This window comes from Bacillus sp. 5mfcol3.1, from assembly GCF_900114335.1.
Classification (GTDB): domain Bacteria; phylum Bacillota; class Bacilli; order Bacillales; family Bacillaceae_G; genus Bacillus_A; species Bacillus_A thuringiensis_S.
On the sequence record NZ_FOST01000001.1, the window covers coordinates 404156 to 420980 of the forward strand.

Below are 16825 nucleotides of genomic sequence, written 5' to 3' on the forward strand. Positions count from 1 at the left end.
TGGCCTGCTTTTTAGTAGAATAAAGGATAATATGAAGTAGAAGTTCTCTCCTTTTTTTGCTATGTTTTTTGGGAAAGGAGAGGAAGGGATGTTCACTTATTTATATGCACTGTTAGCAGGGATGGTGTTTGGTTCTTTTTTTATGCTAGTTGCGATGAGGGTTCCATTAGGTGCGTCTATTATTACCCCGCGTTCACATTGTTATTATTGCAAATATGTGCTAAGGCCAAAAGAACTAATCCCCATCATTTCATTTTATATACAAAGAGGCTGTTGTACGAATTGTAAGAGGAAAATTCCAATTATGTATGTAGCATTTGAATGTATAACAGGAAGTATATTTCTTCTTACCGTGTATATGATTGGAATAGAACGAGAGCTTATTATCATTTTATCCCTTTTTTCGCTACTTCTTATTATTTCAGTTACAGATTACTTATATATGTTAATTCCTGATTGTATTTTAATTTCGTTTGCCATTTTACTCATTCTTGAAAGTGTTTTTGTACAATTAGTTACTTGGACAGATAGTATAGTTGGTAGTGGTGTTATATTCATTTTGTTATATTGCATGCAAAAGATATATCCAGAAGGGCTTGGCGGAGGTGATATAAAACTACTTTCGTTACTTGGGTTTATAGTAGGAGTGAAAGGCGTTTTTATCATTTTATTTTTAGCATCTTGTTTCAGTCTTTGTTTCTTTGGGGTGGGTATCGTATTAAAACGTATAGAAGTACGAAAACCAATTCCATTTGGTCCTTTTATTAGTCTTGGGGCAATATGTTATGTATTGGCCGCATATTCAAATTAGAGAGGGAATAGAAAATGAACGTATATATGGATGATCAAAGAAGTTGCCCGTTCGGGTATGTGCCCGCAACTACAGTAGAATGTGCTTTGCAAATGGTTCGGGATTATGATGTGAATATTCTTTCCCTTGATTTTAATATGGGGTGGGGAGCAAAAAATGGACTGGATTTTGTAGAAGCTTTTTGTACAGAGGGGTTATATGTAAATGAAATTCACCTTCATACGAATAATGTCATCGGTATGCACAAGATGAAACAGAGAATGGATAAGGGAAAGGAAGAAGGAGAAATTAATCCTCACCTTGTTGTTAAATACGTGGGAAGCTAAAAACTCCAAAGTAAAACTTTGGAGTTTTTAATGTTTCATATGTGCTTGTAAAGGAATAATCTCTTCTTGTTGAGCTGCTGCGATTTCAGTTTCTTCCTGTTGAACTTCAGGTGTTTTTTTTGTTAAGTAGTGGTATACCATACCGACAAATACTGATCCGCCAATAATGTTACCGATTGTAACAGGAATTAAGTTATGAATAGCACCTGAAAAAGAAATTGTCTCAGGATGTGGTGAAACTAAAGATAAAGCAAAGAGTGACAAGTTTGCAATACTATGTTCGTAACCAGATAAGAAGAATGTGAAAACAAGTAGCATCATGACCATTATTTTTGCCGTGTCGCCTTTAACCTGAGATGGTAAGAAGCAAGCAAGACATACGAGCCAGTTACATAAAATGGCTTTAAAGAATAACTGCATTGTAGGTGTGTTCATCTTTCCTTCAACGACTTTATTCATTAGGTGACCGTGATCAATTGCTTCAAAAATTCCAGTTGCGTAAAATAGTAAGGCAAAGAATAACGCGCCGGCTAAGTTACCTGCATAACAAGCAACCCAGTTACGAAGTGTATCAGAAATCGTTGTTTCTTTTCTTAAAGTTGCTACAGTAAAGTACATTGTGTTTCCAGTAAACAATTCAGCACCGCCATATATAATAAGTACGAGAGCAATCCCGAAAAACATAGAAGCAGCTAAATAAGTTGCTGGTGAATCTGCAATGTGAAAAAAGTTACCTAATTTAAAACATAGTACAATAATAAAACCGATATAAATACCCGCAAGTGCAGCACGAATAAAATATTGCATTGGGTTTGTATCTAGCATTTTCTTTTTGCTTTTAGCCAGTTTGACAACATAATCTAGTCCTTGTTCTAGCATGAGTAATACGCTCCTTTAGTAAATCTTCTATAAATACTCCTTATATGAATAAAGTACATGGAATTGTTCTCACTTTCAATAAGTTTGTGCAATGTTTCACAAAAAGGACATACATACGTTAAGAAAACGTTTACAAAAGGTAGTATAATGGAATTTTTTCTGGACATTGAGAGGAAGAAAGGAAAAAGAAAAAGCGCTGTAATTACAGCGCTTTTTCGTCTAAATTCTTTTCTACTTTTACTTCTACTTCTTTTGAGAAGAACCAACCACCAACTGCGATTCCGACTAATACAATCCAGAATGTAAGCTTCCACGGAGTGGATTCTGGGAATGAATGTGGAATTACATTTAATGCAGGGTGTGCTAATGTATAAACTGCTAGCTTCACACCAACCCAACCTACAATTAAGAATGCTGCAGTTTCAAGTCCTGGTTTACGTTTTAAGATTTGCACGAATGCAGTTGCTGCAAATCGCATAATGATTAATCCGATAAGTCCACCTACAAAGATAACAACGAATTGCCCAGTATCTAGACTACCAATTGTACCTAATCCTGTTTTTGGTAAAGTCATTGCTAGTGCAACCGCAGCTAAAATTGAATCAACTGCGAAGGCGATATCAGCAACTTCAACTTTAAATACAGTCCACCAGAAGTTCTCTTGTTTTTTCTTTGCTTCTTTTTCTTCTGTTTCTTCATCTGTATTCTTTTTAACATATGTTTTAAATAAGTGATTACCAGCGATAAACATAAGGTAGATGGCACCGATTGCTTGCACTTGCCATACATCGACTAAGAACGAAATCATAAATAACGATCCAAATCGGAAAACAAATGCCCCCGCTAATCCGTAAAATAGTGCTTTCTTTCGTTTTTCTTCTGGTAAATGTTTTACCATAATTGCAAGAACAAGAGCGTTATCAGCCGCTAAAATCCCTTCAAGTGCAATTAGGATGAGTAATACCCAACCATACTCCAATAATAATGATACATCCATGTACATTCTCCTCTCATCTCTATAAGTTCTAAATAAGTGAAGAATTTCCCCACTATTTAGTTTCCCCATACTCCTGCCTATTAACTTTGGAAGAATTTGGAAATGAATACAAAAAAGACCTCTGCCGTTAATAGGCAAAGGTCTTGCTAGACATATGTAATAAAAATGCCAACAAAGCCGGAAGAACTAAGTTCTACGTAATGACGACTTTGTTTCCAAGAAATATTCTTGGACGCTACTCCCCTTTGGAGATATGTTATTGTATTCTCATTATATGGATAATTGATACGGTTGTCAACCTGTTAAAATATCTTCATTAGGATATTTTATTTTCCGGTTCTTTTTACGAGCAAATGAAAAAGCCAATGTTAAAGGCCCCATTTTCCCAAAAAACATCATAAAGATAATAATAGCTTTTCCGATTATAGTTAAGTGGGGTGTTAAGTTCATACTGAGGCCAACAGTCCCGAATGCTGAAAATACTTCGAAAGCACTCATCAATAGAGGAACTCGCTCAGTAATACTCAAAATTAAAATAGCAAAAAAGATAAATGAAATGGAAATAATAGTAATGGTTAATGATTTGACAATGAGAGTATCTTTAATGGATTTTTTAAATACGACAATATCCTCTTGTTCTTGTAAAAATTTAAATACGCCAAAAAATATGATTAAAAATGTTGTTAACTTAATCCCACCACCCGTTGAAGCACTACCAGCACCAATAAACATAAGGAGCATCATTAATAGGAGGGAAGGTTTTGACAATGTAGAAATATCAACAGTATTAAACCCGGCAGTTCGTGTTGAAATTGCTTGAAAATAAGAGGCCATTCCTTCTTCAAATGGGGTAAAACCTCTCATAGAAAGGGAGTTATGGAACTCGAATATAAAAATAAAAAGGGTAGCAATAATGTTGACGATTAGAGTAGAAGTGAGCATAAGTTTTGAATGTAGTGTAAGGTTTTTAAAGTTTTTCTTTCTTTTTATGTCTACAATTACTGTAAAACCAATTCCACCTAAAATGATGAGAGAGGAAATGACGAAATTGACAAGAATGCTATGAGAATGGGACATTAAATTATCGCTCCACACAGAAAAACCAGCATTGTTAAAGGCTGAGATTGAATGGAAAAAACTATAATAGATCCCTTTGGCAACCCCATATTTGGGTACCCATTCAAAAGAAAGAATTAAAGTAGCGATACATTCGACTGTAAAAGAGAATAAAAATAATGCTTTGGCAAGACGGATAACGCCGCCGATATTCGTTTGATTTAATGCTTGTTGTAATAAAATACGGTTTTGAAGACCGATTTTTCTTCCGAGCATAATAGCAATTAAGACCGCAAAGCTCATAATGCCAAGCCCGCCAACTTGTATAAGCGTTAAAATGACACATTGTCCAAATAAAGTAAACACTTTTCCAGTATCCACAACACCAAGCCCAGTAACAGTACAAGCGGAAACGGTTGTAAATAAGGCATCGAGCCATGAAATGGACGTTGTCGTAGCAATTGGCAGTTTTAATAAGCATGTGCCGACAACTGATAATACAATAAAAGATAAAGTAAGAACGCGGGGAGGGCTCATGCTAATATTAATCCGTTTCATGTCACATATTGCTCCTTTCGTTTTGCTTTGATTAGTATGTGAAAAAGCACTATTATGTATGTTGAAAATAGAAAGAGGCAGATAATATCTGCCTCTAAGCCATATGTTATATAATTATCCACGTAATTGTTGTTGAGCTAAAGCAACAAGACGTTTTGTTACTTCACCGCCAACTGAACCGTTAGAACGAGATGCTGTATTAGAACCTAAGCTTACACCAAATTCTTGTGCAATTTCATATTTAAATTGTTCAAGCGCTTGTTCTGCACCTGGAACTAATAATTTGTTTGTTTTTACCATGTTGATACACATCCTTATGAGTAGTCCAGTTCAGCTAAGTTCTTATCTAAACTGGTAACGTTATTTTATGTGGAAATGACATACTCATACGCGGAAGTAATCGGTGCGATTAGAAGTTCTTGGATAGAAAAAAAGAGTAGCAACTTTGCTACTCTTTTTTTAGTATTGTCGCTGTTCCTTCCACGACAATATCATCTGATTGATTATATATGTTTGTTTGCAACGTAATGATTTTTTTATCGTCACGTTTCTTAATAACCTCTGCCACAACGCGAAGTGTATCACCGATTTTGACAGGGGCACGGAATGAAACATTTTGGGATAAATAAATCGTATTTTTGCCTGGGAGTTTCGTTCCAAGGATGGTAGAAATAAAACTCGAAACGAGCATACCGTGAGCAATACGTTCTTTAAACATTGTCGTTTTTGCAAAAGAATCTAAAATGTGAATAGGATTCACATCTCCAGTCAATTTTGCAAAATTGATAACATCTTCATCTGTAATTGTTTTTGTAAGGGATGCTTGATCACCGACTTGAATCTCATCATAACGAAGCTCCGGAACAGTTTGTGCTTCTTGAAATGGATTCATTTTGTCCTCCTTCTTTTCCATATCGAAAAATGTTAGCCATCTTGATGTAGTAGGAGGAAGAAAGAGTTTTGTTTGTGCTGCAGTTAGCTCCCACATTTTTCTTACTTGATGGAAGTAAATAGATTTTTTGAGTTTTCCTCGAACTTTTTTGCGAGTTCCAACTGTTTTGACTTGAACTCTTCCAAAAAACCCTCTAACTGTTTTTGAGCCTCTTCACGTTGTAATTGTTGTTGCTCAATAAATTGTTTTGTTGTTTCTTCAAATTGACCGCTTGTTTGTGTAAGAATTGACAAAGATGTTTTTGTAGGAGAAACAGTAAGCTGCTGCATATGAGCAGAAAGTTCTTTCCACTTGTCTTGCCACTCGTTAATTTGATCATTTAAGGAGTTACCAGTTAATTGTTTCACGTAATCTGTATATTGGTTATTGAACTGAGCAGTGATTTGTTGTAGTTCTTTTTCTAGTTCATCTACTCCTGATGTTAATTTATGCAAAGCGTCTTGTTGTTGTTTTAATGTTTCTAAAGTAAGTTGCTCTAATTGTTTCCCAGCTGAAGAAAAAAGGGAAAGTGATTGAGACCAGTTTTTCCAAAATGCATCGACTAATTCGTATGGTTTAGTTTCCATTGTTTGACCCCCAAATGTTTTTTTACATATTGTGAACGCAGATTACTCTGCTGTACCACCAGGTGAAGATGAAGAATCCTTTTCATCCTTTTCTGGAGAAGTAGAAAATGGAAAGAATGCATTGGTGTATAACGTGAAAAACGTCCGCAACATATTTTGATAATGTTCAAAAGAAGTCGCACATGTTGTTAAATATTGCTCTCCATATTCAGTTAAAGAATAAATTCTTTTTGCCGGCCCTCCATCGCTTGTATCCCAAGTAGAAGAAATAAGGTTTTCTTTTTCTAATTTGCGTAGTGTTCTATAAACATTACCTTGGTCAACAGAAGAAAAGCCGATATCCATTAGCATTTGAATAAGTTTGTAACCATGAAGACTCCAGTCTTTTAGACAGAGAAGTAAGAAGGGAACTAAGAAGTTTTTTGGCATGGAGTTTGGTTGTTTCGCTTGGTTGTTCTCCAAACTTTCGCGTTGTTCTGGTTCATTTTGTAGCATGATTGTGCATCACCTCATGAATCAGTTAGATGGAATTTTTTGCTTATAAGTGCAATTTACACCTATCTGTTTTTAAAGTCAACACATTTGTTAGAAAATAGAAAAAAATAAAATATAGACTTGAAGTTTTATTCAGAATATTAGAAAATAGTGAATAGGTTGAATTGTTTCAAAAAAGAAAAAGGGAGTGTAGGTAAAGTGATTGATCAAAAATTCGATCCACTACAAGCATGGAAAAATGCTTATGAACAAACCGAAACATTTTGGGGAAAAGCGCTCAATGAAACAATTAAAACAGAAGAATATTCTGCTTGGATGGGCAGCGTTCTAGATTTGAATTTGTTTTATCAAAAAGCATTAAATGATACGACAAAAAACTATTTAGAACAAGTAAATGTGCCGACGAAAGAGGATATCGCAAGAGTGGCTACGCTTGTTATTAACTTAGAAAATAAAGTAGATAACATTGAGGAGTTTCTAGAGGAGAAAGTAGATTCTTTAGGACAAGCTCCTACATTAAAGCGTGATGTGACAAAAGTGAAACAAGATATTCGTACGCTTGAAACAAAAGTAGATCAAATTTTAGAATTGCTAGAAAAGCAAAATGCAGTACTAGCTAAACTACAAGTACCTGTAAAAGAAGAGATAAAGCCTGCGAATAAGCCGGAAAATAAAAAATGATAAAAGCGCTTGTTTATAACAGGCAAAAGAGAGAGGGAGAATCTCTTTTCACATGTAAACGGCGAAACATAATTATATAGGGACTCTACAGTATGAGTACCAAAATGATTCATAACAATCGTTCACAAATTCATTTAAGGGGGAAAAGAAATGGTTCAATTAAATGGAAAAGTAGCAATCGTAACAGGTGGAGCAAAAGGGATTGGAAAAGCAATTACAGTAGCGTTAGCACAAGAGGGCGCTAAAGTTGTTATTAACTATAATAGCAGTAAAGAAGCAGCTGAAAACTTAGTAAATGAACTAGGAAAAGACGGACATGACGTTTATGCAGTGCAAGCGGATGTTTCTAAAGTAGAAGATGCAAACCGACTTGTAGAAGAAGCTGTGAATCATTTTGGTAAAGTTGATATTCTTGTTAATAATGCTGGTATTACAAGAGATCGTACATTCAAAAAGTTAAATCGTGAAGATTGGGAGCGCGTAATTGACGTGAATTTAAGTAGCGTATTTAATACGACAAGCGCGGTTCTTCCATACATAACGGAAGCGGAAGAAGGAAGAATTATTAGCATTTCTTCTATTATTGGTCAAGCAGGTGGATTTGGCCAAACAAACTACTCAGCAGCAAAAGCGGGTATGTTAGGATTTACAAAATCATTAGCGTTAGAACTTGCAAAAACAAATGTCACTGTAAATGCAATTTGCCCAGGATTTATTGATACTGAAATGGTAGCAGAAGTGCCAGAAGAAGTACGTCAAAAAATCGTTGCAAAAATCCCGAAAAAACGTTTTGGTCAAGCTGATGAAATTGCAAAAGGTGTAGTATACCTATGCCGTGACGGTGCGTATATCACAGGTCAGCAATTAAACATTAACGGCGGATTATATATGTAATGAAGTAAGAAAAAAGTGCATATCCATAGCAGGAATGCACTTCTTTTTTTAAGAAGGAAATCGACCAAAAAGGAGATAAAAAAATGACTACATTCGCAACAGAATGGGAAAAGCAATTAGAGCTATACCCAGAAGAGTACCGAAAAGCATACCGCCGAGTGAAAAGGGCGAGTGAAATTTTATTACGTGAACCAGAGCCGCAAGTAGGATTAACGCCGAAAGAGGTTATTTGGACGAAGAATAAGACGAAGCTTTATCGCTACATTCCAAAACAAGAAAAAACACAAAGAGTTCCAATTCTATTAATATATGCTCTTATCAATAAACCATATATTATGGATTTAACTCCTGGAAATAGTTTAGTGGAATATCTAGTGGATCGTGGTTTTGATGTGTATATGCTTGATTGGGGCACATTTGGTTTAGAAGATAGTCATTTGAAATTTGATGATTTCGTGTTTGATTATATTGCAAAAGCAGTAAAAAAAGTAATGCGAACTGCAAAATCGGACGAGATTTCTTTACTTGGTTATTGCATGGGTGGAACGCTAACTTCTATTTATGCAGCACTTCATCCGCACATGCCAATTCGTAATTTAATTTTCATGACAAGTCCTTTTGATTTCTCTGAAACAGGATTGTATGGTCCTTTGTTAGATGAGAAATACTTCAATTTAGATAAAGCGGTTGATACATTTGGAAATATTCCGCCAGAAATGATTGATTTCGGAAACAAAATGTTAAAACCAATTACGAACTTTGTCGGTCCATATGTTGCTTTAGTAGATCGTTCAGAGAATGAGCGCTTCGTCGAAAGCTGGAGATTGGTTCAAAAGTGGGTTGGTGATGGTATTCCGTTCCCAGGTGAATCATACAGACAGTGGATTCGTGATTTTTATCAAAATAATAAACTGGTTAAGGGTGAACTCGTTATTCGCGGACAAAAGGTAGACCTTGCAAATATTAAGGCGAATGTCTTAAATATTTCCGGGAAACGTGATCATATTGCTTTGCCATGTCAAGTAGAAGCATTACTAGACCATATTTCTAGCACAGATAAACAATATGTATGTTTACCGACAGGGCATATGTCTATCGTTTACGGTGGAACAGCTGTAAAACAAACATATCCGACGATTGGAAATTGGCTTGAAGAGCGTTCTAATTAAAAATAAAAAATCCAACTAGCCTATGTTAGTTGGATTTTTTTATGGAAAATAACAAAACATAGAAAGGAGAAACTTATATTTTAGGAGTATAATTATGAAACTTATGAATGGTAAGTTGTTTTGGAATACAGGAGTTTCTGTACCTTGTTATCCACTGTTAGAAAATGATATGATATGTGATGTGCTCGTAGTCGGAAGCGGCGAAGCTGGTGCTCATATAGCGCATTCGTTAGCGAAAATTGGCATGAGTGTTACGCTTATTGAAAAAAGAGCAATTGGGTGTGGTAGCACAGCTGCTAATACAGGTTTACTACAATTCCTTCATGATAAATCGTTAACCTCCCTTATCCATACATTTGGTAAAGAAAAAGGGGTACGAGCATATAAGCTTTGTTATGAAGCGCTAAGAACAATGGAAGAGGTTATACCGACTCTTGATATTGATCCCCATTTTATTCCGCGAAATAGTTTATATTATGCAAGTAAAAGTGAGGATGTCTCATTTTTACAAGAGGAATATAATACGTTACAGAATTATGGATTTCCAGTTGAATATTTTACAGAAGCTGATATTAAGAAACGTTATTCTTTTGCAAAACAAGCAGCGTTATATACGCAAGGTGATGCTGAGGTGAATCCGTATTTATTAGCGCATAGTTTTTTGCATAAAGCAAACCAAATAGGAGCTAATATATATGAACATACAGAGGCAATACATATAAAAAAACGCCAAAATGATTTAATTTGTTACACGAAAACAGGAAATCAAATTGTAGCAAAGAATATTATTATGGCGACAGGTTATGAAGCGCTTTTTGGAAAGAAAGAAAAAAATACAACAGTAGAAACTTCTTATGCAATTGTAACAAATGAAATAGATCAGTTTGAAGGCTGGCATGAGCGATCGTTAATTTGGGAAACGGAACGGCCTTACTTATATTTTCGAACGTATCGAAACCGCATTATTGTAGGCGGATTAGATGAAGCGATGCAAATTCAAACAATCGGTGATACGAAATTATTGCATAAGCGTGATATCCTTATTAATATTGTAAAAGAGATGTTCCCGCAGTATAAAAATATACAGGCAGACTACTATTGGGCAGCCGCATTTGGTGGTACTCATGATGGTCTCCCCATTTTAAAAGAAGACGAAAAGATACATAATTTGTTTTACGCATTGCCGTATGGAGGTAATGGAACTGTATATGGAATGGTCTTTGCCAAATTATTTGAACAGTTATTTACAAATAAAGAAAGGGAAGATTTTTCTTTATTTAATCGATAGAAAAAAGGTAGCGAAGTGATGGAATGAGAGATATAAAAAAGTTTTTACAAAAATTACGTCCAGTACAACTCATTGTTTTATTTTATTTATTAGCAGTAGTTGTATCGGTAATCTTGCTTAGTTTACCGTTTGTTACGAAACCTGGTGTGAAATGGACATTTATAGATGCCCTTTTTACATCGGTTAGTGCGGTAAGTGTTACGGGGCTGTCTGTTATTACGATTTCAGATACGTTTACTACAGCAGGAATTATTGTTTTAGCCCTTATTTTACAATTAGGCGGCTTAGGAATTATGGCGCTTGGTACATTTGTTTGGATCATTACGGGGAAAAAGATTGGTTTGCAAAGAAGAAGATTAATTATGGCAGACCATAATCAAGGAAATTTATCGGGTCTTGTAGAATTGATGCGTTCTATTTTAATTGTAATTATTTCGATAGAACTTATTGGAGCAATCCTATTAGGTACAAGATTTTTACTTTACTTTCCGACTTGGCAAGAAGCTTATTTTCACGGTTTCTTTGCAGCAGTTAGTGCGACTACGAACGGTGGATTTGATTTAACAGGACAATCGTTAATTCCGTATAAAAAAGATTATATTGTTCAAATGATTCATATGTTACTAATTATTTTAGGGGCGATTGGTTTCCCTGTGCTAATGGAAGTGAAGCAATTCCTTAGTAAAAGAGGACAACAATTATTTCGTTTTTCATTATTTACAAAATTGACGACAACAACATTTTTTGCACTCGTTGTTGTTGGTACAATTATGATTTTTTTACTGGAGAGAAATCACTTTTTAGTAGGAAAGTCATGGCATGAAACGGTATTTTATACATTATTCCAATCTGTGACGACGCGAAGTGGTGGACTTGCTACGATGGATATACGTGAATTGTCACAACCGACGCTTTTATTTATGAGTATATTAATGTTTATAGGGGCATCTCCAAGTTCGGTTGGGGGCGGAATACGTACAACTACATTTGCTGTTAGTATATTGTCACTATACACCTTTGCAAGGGGCGGTAGAACAGTTAGAGTCTTCAAACGTCAGCTACATGAAGAGGATGTACTAAAAGCATCTGTCGTTATGACGATGGGGATTTTGTTATGTGCTACTGCGCTATTCATTTTATCTATTACGGAAAATGTACCGCTTATGAGCTTAATTGTTGAAGTTTGTTCTGCTTTCGGAACGACGGGACTATCAACAGGTGTTACGCCTGATTTAACAACTGTTGGGAAACTTGTACTCATTGTGCTTATGTTTATCGGACGCGTTGGTATTTTAACATTTATTTTAGCTAGTGGTGGAAGGGAACAACCACCTCGCTATAAATACCCGAAAGAGCGGATTATTATTGGATAGTATGAAACCATTCTACCTACGTTAGGTAGAATGGTTTTTTAGTCGTTAATACCAAATTGTGGATGCATAAAAGCTTCATTTTTATTATCCACTTCGTTTTTTAGTAACTCTTGATTTTCTTCTGAAATCCACCCAATATCATTTGTCGGATGGATCCACTCATCGCCAGCCATAATGGCAGGATCTACTTCATCACTCCAATTGTTAAGCGGACTGTTCTCGGAATTATATTTACTGTCTCCAATTACAACATTATATTGATTCACAAAAGGTTGTTGCATCGTTTTTCCTGTTCCTTTAAAAGATGGAAAATTCATTTGATGCGGGAGCGTTTCGTCTAAAATTGGTGATTGAATCTTTTCTTTTTTCTTCAAAATTATCGCTCCTTTTTATAATGATTTCTTCATATGTAGTATTTCCATCTAACGCCCCTTATGTACTTGTTAACACTTGCCAGTAATAATTATTTTAAGTTGTTTCAAACTAGAGTAGAAAGTGATTTCTTGAGAGCAGGTGAATGTATTGGTAAAAAGAAAAGTGAAACAAAATGCGGCAATCAATAATAATAAAACTCCGAAAGAAAGCTTACCAGATGCAGAATTTGCATTAGAGTATGAAGGAGAAAATAGCGCAAAGTATGCTAATCGTAATTCAAAAAAAGGGAAACAAAAATGAGGCGTTTTTTACAAACGCCTCATTTTTTTGTGGGATTATAAAGGTTTTTTTAATTATTTGTAAATTTAGTGTTTTCTATTAGCAGAAAAATGCGAAAAAACATAGAAGTAGCAACGTATTACACAAAAACAAACAACAAACAAAAGATTAATGTTGGTTTAATACTGCTTTTACACTAGTTGTTTATATTTGAGTTGTACATAAGATTTGTAAAAGGAGAGAGAAACAGTGAAAAAAACAATCTTTAAAGCTGTAGCGACTGGAATGGTATTTTCGTTATTAATGGGGTGTGGTGCAAAGAAGGAAGAAAGTGCTGGAGCGAAAGTGAAAGATGACAAATTATCTGGATCATTAACTGTTTACACAGCAATTGAAGAAGAGCTTGTACCAATTTATCTTGATTCCTTTAAAAAGAAATATCCTGATGTGAAATTGAACATTGTACGTGATTCAACAGGAGTTATTACTGCGAAATTGCTAGCTGAAGGGAAAAATACACAAGCAGATGTTGTATGGGGAACTGCGGCATCAAGTCTATTAGCTTTAGATAAAAAAGATATGTTAAAAGGATACTCTCCAAAAGGAGCAGATCGTGTTCTTCCACAATTTAAAGATGATAAGCAACCTGAAAAATGGGTAGGAAATACTGCATTTATGACGGGGATTGCTGTAAATAAAGAAGAGTTAAAGAAGAAAAATTTACCGATGCCAGAATCATATGAAGATTTAACGAAACCAGAGTATAAAGGAACACTTGTTATGCCACATCCAGCATCATCTGGAACAGGATTTTTAACAGTTTCTGCATGGCTACAAATCATGGGTGAAGATAAAGGCTGGGATTACATGAAGAAACTTCATGATAATATGGCAAGTTATACGCATTCAGGATCAAAACCAGCGAAATTAGCAGGAGCAGGTGAATATCCAGTCGGTGTATCAATGGTTTATAGTGCTTTAAAAGAGAAACAAAAAGGTGCACCAGTTGAAGTTGTACTGCCGAAAGAAGGATTAGGGTGGGAAGTAGAAGCGAACGCACTTATTAAGAAAGATAATGCGAAAAATGATAAATTAGCACAAGCATTTTTAGATTGGGCAATTACTGATGATGTAATGAAGTTATACTTTGAGAAAAATGGATTTGCGACAATTAAAAATGATTATAAACTTCCAGAGGGATTCCCGAAAGATGTTACTGAAAAATTATATAAAAAGAATGACTTTAAATGGGCAGCAGAAAATCGTGACAAAATCTTAGAAAAATGGGAAAAAGAGTTTGGCCAAAAAGCAGAACCGAAAAAGTAAGTGAGTGGGAGAGAGAAAAATGAGCGAATATTTATCAATTCAACACATTCAAAAACAGTTTGATGCATTTACAGCGTTAAAAGATATTTCTTTTACTGTGAACAAAAATGAGTTTGTTTGTTTATTAGGCCCGAGTGGCTGTGGGAAAACGACGTTGCTTCGCATTTTAGCGGGACTAGAGGAACCAACGACTGGCAGTATAGCTGTGAATGGAAAAGATATTACAGCATTGCCTCCTGGAAAGAGAAACTTCGGAATGGTTTTCCAATCGTATGCTTTATTTCCGAATTTAACAGCACTTGAAAATATTGAATACGGCTTAAAGACAAAAAAATATGGGAAAGCAGAAGTGAAAGAGAAAGCGCTAGATGCGTTAAAACTTGTAGATTTGCTGAATGTAAAAGATAAATATCCTGCTCAAATGTCTGGTGGACAACAGCAGCGAGTAGCACTTGCACGTGCGCTCGCTCTGTCTCCAGATATTTTGTTACTCGATGAGCCGTTATCAGCTTTAGATGCAAAAGTGCGTGAAAAATTACGTAGGGAAATGCGTGATTTGCAAGAGAAAATAGGAATAACGACGATTATGGTAACGCATGATCAAGAAGAGGCATTAACGATGGCTGATAAAATTGTTGTAATGAATCATGCGGAAATTATGCAGATTGGAACACCAGAGGAGATTTATCAAAGACCAGCCAATCCGTTTGTGGCAGATTTTATTGGTTCTATTAATTTCTTTTCGAAAAATAACGAAGAACATGCAATTCGTCCTGAACATGTAACAATTGTACAAAAGGACGGTATTAAAACAGTTGTGGAAAGTATGGAATTTCGCGGATCTGTATATCGGACGGAAGTGCGAGTCGTAGAAGAAAACACACACCTTTATAATGAGAAAATTGTAGTGGATATATTAGCATCAGAAGTAGAAGCAACGGCTATTAGAAAAGGAAAGCCGATTCAAATCTCTTTCTCAGAAAATCATATGTTGTCATATGGAAAGAAGGTCATTGTATAGATGGAGATGTTAGAAAACTATAAGGTAGAAAGTACGAAAAAAAAGATTAAGAGAAGTATAGGGAAAGAGGAATGGATCCAAAGGCTCGTAATTATCGGTATGATTCTTTCCTTCCTTATCATACTTGTATTACCGCTATTACAACTATTTCCACAAGCTTTTTATAATAAAGATGGAGTTTTCATTGGTTTAGCGAATTTCAGTAAATATTTCACAACACCAACTTTAGTTCAGTCTTTACAAAATACAGTATGGATTTCGGGCGCAACAACAATGATTTCAGTTGCAATCGCATTCGTTTACGCATATGCAATTGCCCGTACGAATGTTTTTGGAAAGCGCGTATTTCAGTATGTAGCGTTATTACCATTGTTTGCACCAACGATGATGCACGGTATAGCACTTACATATTTATTTGGTAATCAAGGGCTAGTAACGAAAGGAATGTTTGGTTTATTTGAAGGTATACAAATCCCTTTATATGGACCAATAGGAATTGTAATAGCTGAAGTTATGTATACATTTCCGCAAGCCTTTCTCATATTGCTAATTGCCTTTCAAGGATCTGATTATCGTTTATATGAAGCTTCTAATATGTTAGGAGCCAGTAAAACAAAGCAATTTTTCACGGTTACTTTACCTAGTGTAAAGTACGGATTAATTAGTGCAATGTTTGTTGTGTTTACACTTAGTTTTACTGATTTTGGGGCACCAAAAATTGTTGGTGGGCAATATAATGTGCTTGCTACTGACGTATACAAACAAGTAATTGGACAGCAAAATATGCCGATGGGTGCAACTGTCGGAATGATTTTATTAATCCCAGCTATATTCGCATTTGTAGTTGATCGTATTACGCAAAGAAAGCAGGCGAATTTCTTATCTTCAAAAGCAGTACCATACAGAATAATAGCTAATAAGAAAAGAGATGTAATCTCATTCATATATTGTAGTGTGATTACCCTTATGATCATTCTATTATTTGTTGCAGTTGGTATTGCTGCAAGTGTGAAAGTATGGCCATATAATATGAGTTTTACATTTGAGCATTTTAATTTTTCCAGTTTAACAGGAGATGGACTTGAAGCATTTAAAAATAGCGTAATTGTTTCAGCAGTTACAGCAGTTATTGGGGCGATCTTAACATTTGTATTCGCATATGCAATTGAGAAAATAGACCAGCTACAATTTTTTAGAAAAACAGGTTACTTTTTCTCTATAGTGCCGTTAGCGATACCAGGTTTAGTACTCGGATTAGGATATGTCTTTTTCTTTAGTCAACCAACGATTCAAATTCTTGGACTATCAGTAACGAATCCGTTTCATTCTTTATACGGAACAATCGCTGTATTAGTACTAGTAAATATCATTCATTTTTATTCTGTAACATTTGTCACGGCAACGACTGCCTTAAAGAAATTAGACCGAGAGTTTGAGCTTGTTTCGCAGTCGATGGGTATTCCGTTTTATAAAACATTCTTCCGAGTAACAGTACCAATGTGTTTACCAGCAATTTTAGAAATGGTAATGTACTACTTCGTAAATTCAATGGTAACTGTATCGGCAGTTGTGTTCCTATATGCAGCTGATTTTAAACTAGCTGCCGTATCAATCGTAAATATGGATGATGCAGGAAATGTAGCGCCAGCAGCTGCAATGAGTGTACTTATTGTTGTTACAAATATTGTAGTGAGAGTTGTATATGAATGGGGAACGAAAGCACTTCGTAACCGAACTTCACAATGGCAAAAAAGATAAGTAAGAAGGGTGATGGACAGA

19 protein-coding genes and 1 riboswitch are annotated in these 16825 nt (G+C 35.3%); of the genes, 11 read left to right on the plus strand and 8 right to left on the minus strand.

Annotation, left to right across the window (positions count from 1 at the left end; genetic code table 11):
- The first annotated feature begins 88 nt into the window (after positions 1–88).
- Both BM089_RS02095 and BM089_RS02100 read left to right on the plus strand, forming a co-directional pair.
- A complete protein-coding gene (locus tag BM089_RS02095; protein WP_090975878.1) occupies positions 89–811 on the plus strand; it encodes a prepilin peptidase in 723 nt (240 codons plus the stop codon).
- Between the two features lie 14 nt (positions 812–825).
- Complete coding sequence (locus tag BM089_RS02100; protein ID WP_090975880.1) at positions 826–1137, plus strand: cyclic-phosphate processing receiver domain-containing protein; 312 nt, start codon at positions 826–828, stop codon at positions 1135–1137.
- A gap of 27 nt (positions 1138–1164) precedes the next feature.
- Here BM089_RS02100 and BM089_RS02105 read toward each other — a convergent pair whose 3' ends face one another.
- The 7 genes from BM089_RS02105 to phaQ all read right to left on the minus strand — a co-directional run bounded on the left by BM089_RS02105 (position 1165) and on the right by phaQ (position 6640).
- On the minus strand, positions 1165–2016 hold the full coding sequence (locus tag BM089_RS02105) for a formate/nitrite transporter family protein (protein WP_000893034.1): 852 nt from the start codon (positions 2014–2016) through the stop codon (positions 1165–1167).
- A gap of 202 nt (positions 2017–2218) precedes the next feature.
- Entirely contained in the window at positions 2219–3013 is a 795-nt protein-coding gene (locus BM089_RS02110; RefSeq protein WP_000383326.1) for a TerC family protein, read from the minus strand.
- A 91-nt stretch (positions 3014–3104) separates the two neighbouring features.
- Positions 3105–3269, minus strand: a riboswitch (yybP-ykoY riboswitch).
- 38 nt (positions 3270–3307) lie between these two features.
- On the minus strand, positions 3308–4627 hold the full coding sequence (locus BM089_RS02115) for a TrkH family potassium uptake protein (protein ID WP_000822356.1): 1320 nt from the start codon (positions 4625–4627) through the stop codon (positions 3308–3310).
- A gap of 114 nt (positions 4628–4741) precedes the next feature.
- Positions 4742–4927 (minus strand): alpha/beta-type small acid-soluble spore protein, encoded by a 186-nt coding sequence (locus BM089_RS02120; protein ID WP_000241212.1) that lies wholly within the window; start codon positions 4925–4927, stop codon positions 4742–4744.
- Positions 4928–5075: 148 nt separating this feature from the next.
- Positions 5076–5519: a MaoC family dehydratase gene (locus BM089_RS02125; RefSeq protein ID WP_001067916.1), complete on the minus strand. Its 444-nt coding sequence runs from the start codon at positions 5517–5519 to the stop codon at positions 5076–5078.
- 101 nt (positions 5520–5620) lie between these two features.
- Entirely contained in the window at positions 5621–6145 is a 525-nt protein-coding gene (phaP, locus tag BM089_RS02130; RefSeq protein ID WP_000448592.1) for a polyhydroxyalkanoic acid inclusion protein PhaP, read from the minus strand.
- 42 nt (positions 6146–6187) lie between these two features.
- The gene (phaQ, locus tag BM089_RS02135) at positions 6188–6640 is read right to left on the minus strand and encodes a poly-beta-hydroxybutyrate-responsive repressor (protein WP_000939954.1); all 453 of its coding nucleotides are present in this window, start codon (positions 6638–6640) and stop codon (positions 6188–6190) included.
- A 198-nt stretch (positions 6641–6838) separates the two neighbouring features.
- On the opposite strand from phaQ, the gene phaR reads away from it, so the two are divergent.
- The 5 genes from phaR to BM089_RS02160 all read left to right on the plus strand — a co-directional run bounded on the left by phaR (position 6839) and on the right by BM089_RS02160 (position 12045).
- On the plus strand, positions 6839–7321 hold the full coding sequence (gene phaR, locus BM089_RS02140) for a polyhydroxyalkanoic acid synthase subunit PhaR (RefSeq protein ID WP_000566941.1): 483 nt from the start codon (positions 6839–6841) through the stop codon (positions 7319–7321).
- Between the two features lie 150 nt (positions 7322–7471).
- Positions 7472–8215 carry an acetoacetyl-CoA reductase gene (locus tag BM089_RS02145; protein ID WP_000250407.1) on the plus strand — a complete coding sequence of 248 codons (744 nt, stop codon included), beginning with the start codon at positions 7472–7474 and terminating at the stop codon, positions 8213–8215.
- 83 nt (positions 8216–8298) lie between these two features.
- Positions 8299–9384 (plus strand): class III poly(R)-hydroxyalkanoic acid synthase subunit PhaC, encoded by a 1086-nt coding sequence (gene phaC, locus BM089_RS02150; protein ID WP_000206336.1) that lies wholly within the window; start codon positions 8299–8301, stop codon positions 9382–9384.
- Positions 9385–9478: 94 nt separating this feature from the next.
- Positions 9479–10672 (plus strand): NAD(P)/FAD-dependent oxidoreductase, encoded by a 1194-nt coding sequence (locus BM089_RS02155; protein WP_000772526.1) that lies wholly within the window; start codon positions 9479–9481, stop codon positions 10670–10672.
- Positions 10673–10695: 23 nt separating this feature from the next.
- A complete protein-coding gene (locus tag BM089_RS02160) occupies positions 10696–12045 on the plus strand; it encodes a TrkH family potassium uptake protein (RefSeq protein ID WP_001204706.1) in 1350 nt (449 codons plus the stop codon).
- A 38-nt stretch (positions 12046–12083) separates the two neighbouring features.
- Here the strand turns inward: BM089_RS02160 and BM089_RS02165 are convergent, their stop codons facing one another.
- The gene (locus tag BM089_RS02165; protein ID WP_000726028.1) at positions 12084–12419 is read right to left on the minus strand and encodes a DUF3905 domain-containing protein; all 336 of its coding nucleotides are present in this window, start codon (positions 12417–12419) and stop codon (positions 12084–12086) included.
- 148 nt (positions 12420–12567) lie between these two features.
- Here BM089_RS02165 and BM089_RS30930 point away from each other — a divergent pair, with 148 nt between their 5' ends.
- The 4 genes from BM089_RS30930 to BM089_RS02190 all read left to right on the plus strand — a co-directional run bounded on the left by BM089_RS30930 (position 12568) and on the right by BM089_RS02190 (position 16804).
- Positions 12568–12720, plus strand: coding sequence for a hypothetical protein (locus BM089_RS30930; protein WP_000240799.1), 153 nt, complete (start codon positions 12568–12570; stop codon positions 12718–12720).
- A 228-nt stretch (positions 12721–12948) separates the two neighbouring features.
- Entirely contained in the window at positions 12949–14025 is a 1077-nt protein-coding gene (locus BM089_RS02180; RefSeq protein ID WP_000750893.1) for a putative 2-aminoethylphosphonate ABC transporter substrate-binding protein, read from the plus strand.
- A gap of 19 nt (positions 14026–14044) precedes the next feature.
- Positions 14045–15046: a putative 2-aminoethylphosphonate ABC transporter ATP-binding protein gene (locus BM089_RS02185; RefSeq protein ID WP_000006196.1), complete on the plus strand. Its 1002-nt coding sequence runs from the start codon at positions 14045–14047 to the stop codon at positions 15044–15046.
- Positions 15047–16804, plus strand: coding sequence for a putative 2-aminoethylphosphonate ABC transporter permease subunit (locus BM089_RS02190; protein WP_139213198.1), 1758 nt, complete (start codon positions 15047–15049; stop codon positions 16802–16804). It begins immediately after the preceding gene.
- Positions 16805–16825: the final 21 nt, after the last annotated feature.

What these genes read in the sequence shown, in the direction of transcription:
- BM089_RS02100 (WP_090975880.1), top strand. Translation starts at nt 826, where the DNA reads ATGAACGTATATATGGATGATCAAAGAAGTTGCCCGTTCGGGTATGTG.
- phaP (WP_000448592.1), bottom strand. Translation starts at nt 6,145, where the DNA reads ATGGAAACTAAACCATACGAATTAGTCGATGCATTTTGGAAAAACTGG.
- phaC (WP_000206336.1), top strand. Translation starts at nt 8,299, where the DNA reads ATGACTACATTCGCAACAGAATGGGAAAAGCAATTAGAGCTATACCCA.
- BM089_RS02105 (WP_000893034.1), bottom strand. Translation starts at nt 2,016, where the DNA reads ATGCTAGAACAAGGACTAGATTATGTTGTCAAACTGGCTAAAAGCAAA.
- BM089_RS02145 (WP_000250407.1), top strand. Translation starts at nt 7,472, where the DNA reads ATGGTTCAATTAAATGGAAAAGTAGCAATCGTAACAGGTGGAGCAAAA.
- BM089_RS02160 (WP_001204706.1), top strand. Translation starts at nt 10,696, where the DNA reads ATGAGAGATATAAAAAAGTTTTTACAAAAATTACGTCCAGTACAACTC.
- BM089_RS02125 (WP_001067916.1), bottom strand. Translation starts at nt 5,519, where the DNA reads ATGAATCCATTTCAAGAAGCACAAACTGTTCCGGAGCTTCGTTATGAT.
- BM089_RS02120 (WP_000241212.1), bottom strand. Translation starts at nt 4,927, where the DNA reads ATGGTAAAAACAAACAAATTATTAGTTCCAGGTGCAGAACAAGCGCTT.
- BM089_RS02115 (WP_000822356.1), bottom strand. Translation starts at nt 4,627, where the DNA reads ATGAAACGGATTAATATTAGCATGAGCCCTCCCCGCGTTCTTACTTTA.
- BM089_RS02155 (WP_000772526.1), top strand. Translation starts at nt 9,479, where the DNA reads ATGAAACTTATGAATGGTAAGTTGTTTTGGAATACAGGAGTTTCTGTA.
- BM089_RS02095 (WP_090975878.1), top strand. Translation starts at nt 89, where the DNA reads ATGTTCACTTATTTATATGCACTGTTAGCAGGGATGGTGTTTGGTTCT.
- BM089_RS02190 (WP_139213198.1), top strand. Translation starts at nt 15,047, where the DNA reads ATGGAGATGTTAGAAAACTATAAGGTAGAAAGTACGAAAAAAAAGATT.
- BM089_RS02185 (WP_000006196.1), top strand. Translation starts at nt 14,045, where the DNA reads ATGAGCGAATATTTATCAATTCAACACATTCAAAAACAGTTTGATGCA.
- phaQ (WP_000939954.1), bottom strand. Translation starts at nt 6,640, where the DNA reads ATGCTACAAAATGAACCAGAACAACGCGAAAGTTTGGAGAACAACCAA.
- BM089_RS02110 (WP_000383326.1), bottom strand. Translation starts at nt 3,013, where the DNA reads ATGGATGTATCATTATTATTGGAGTATGGTTGGGTATTACTCATCCTA.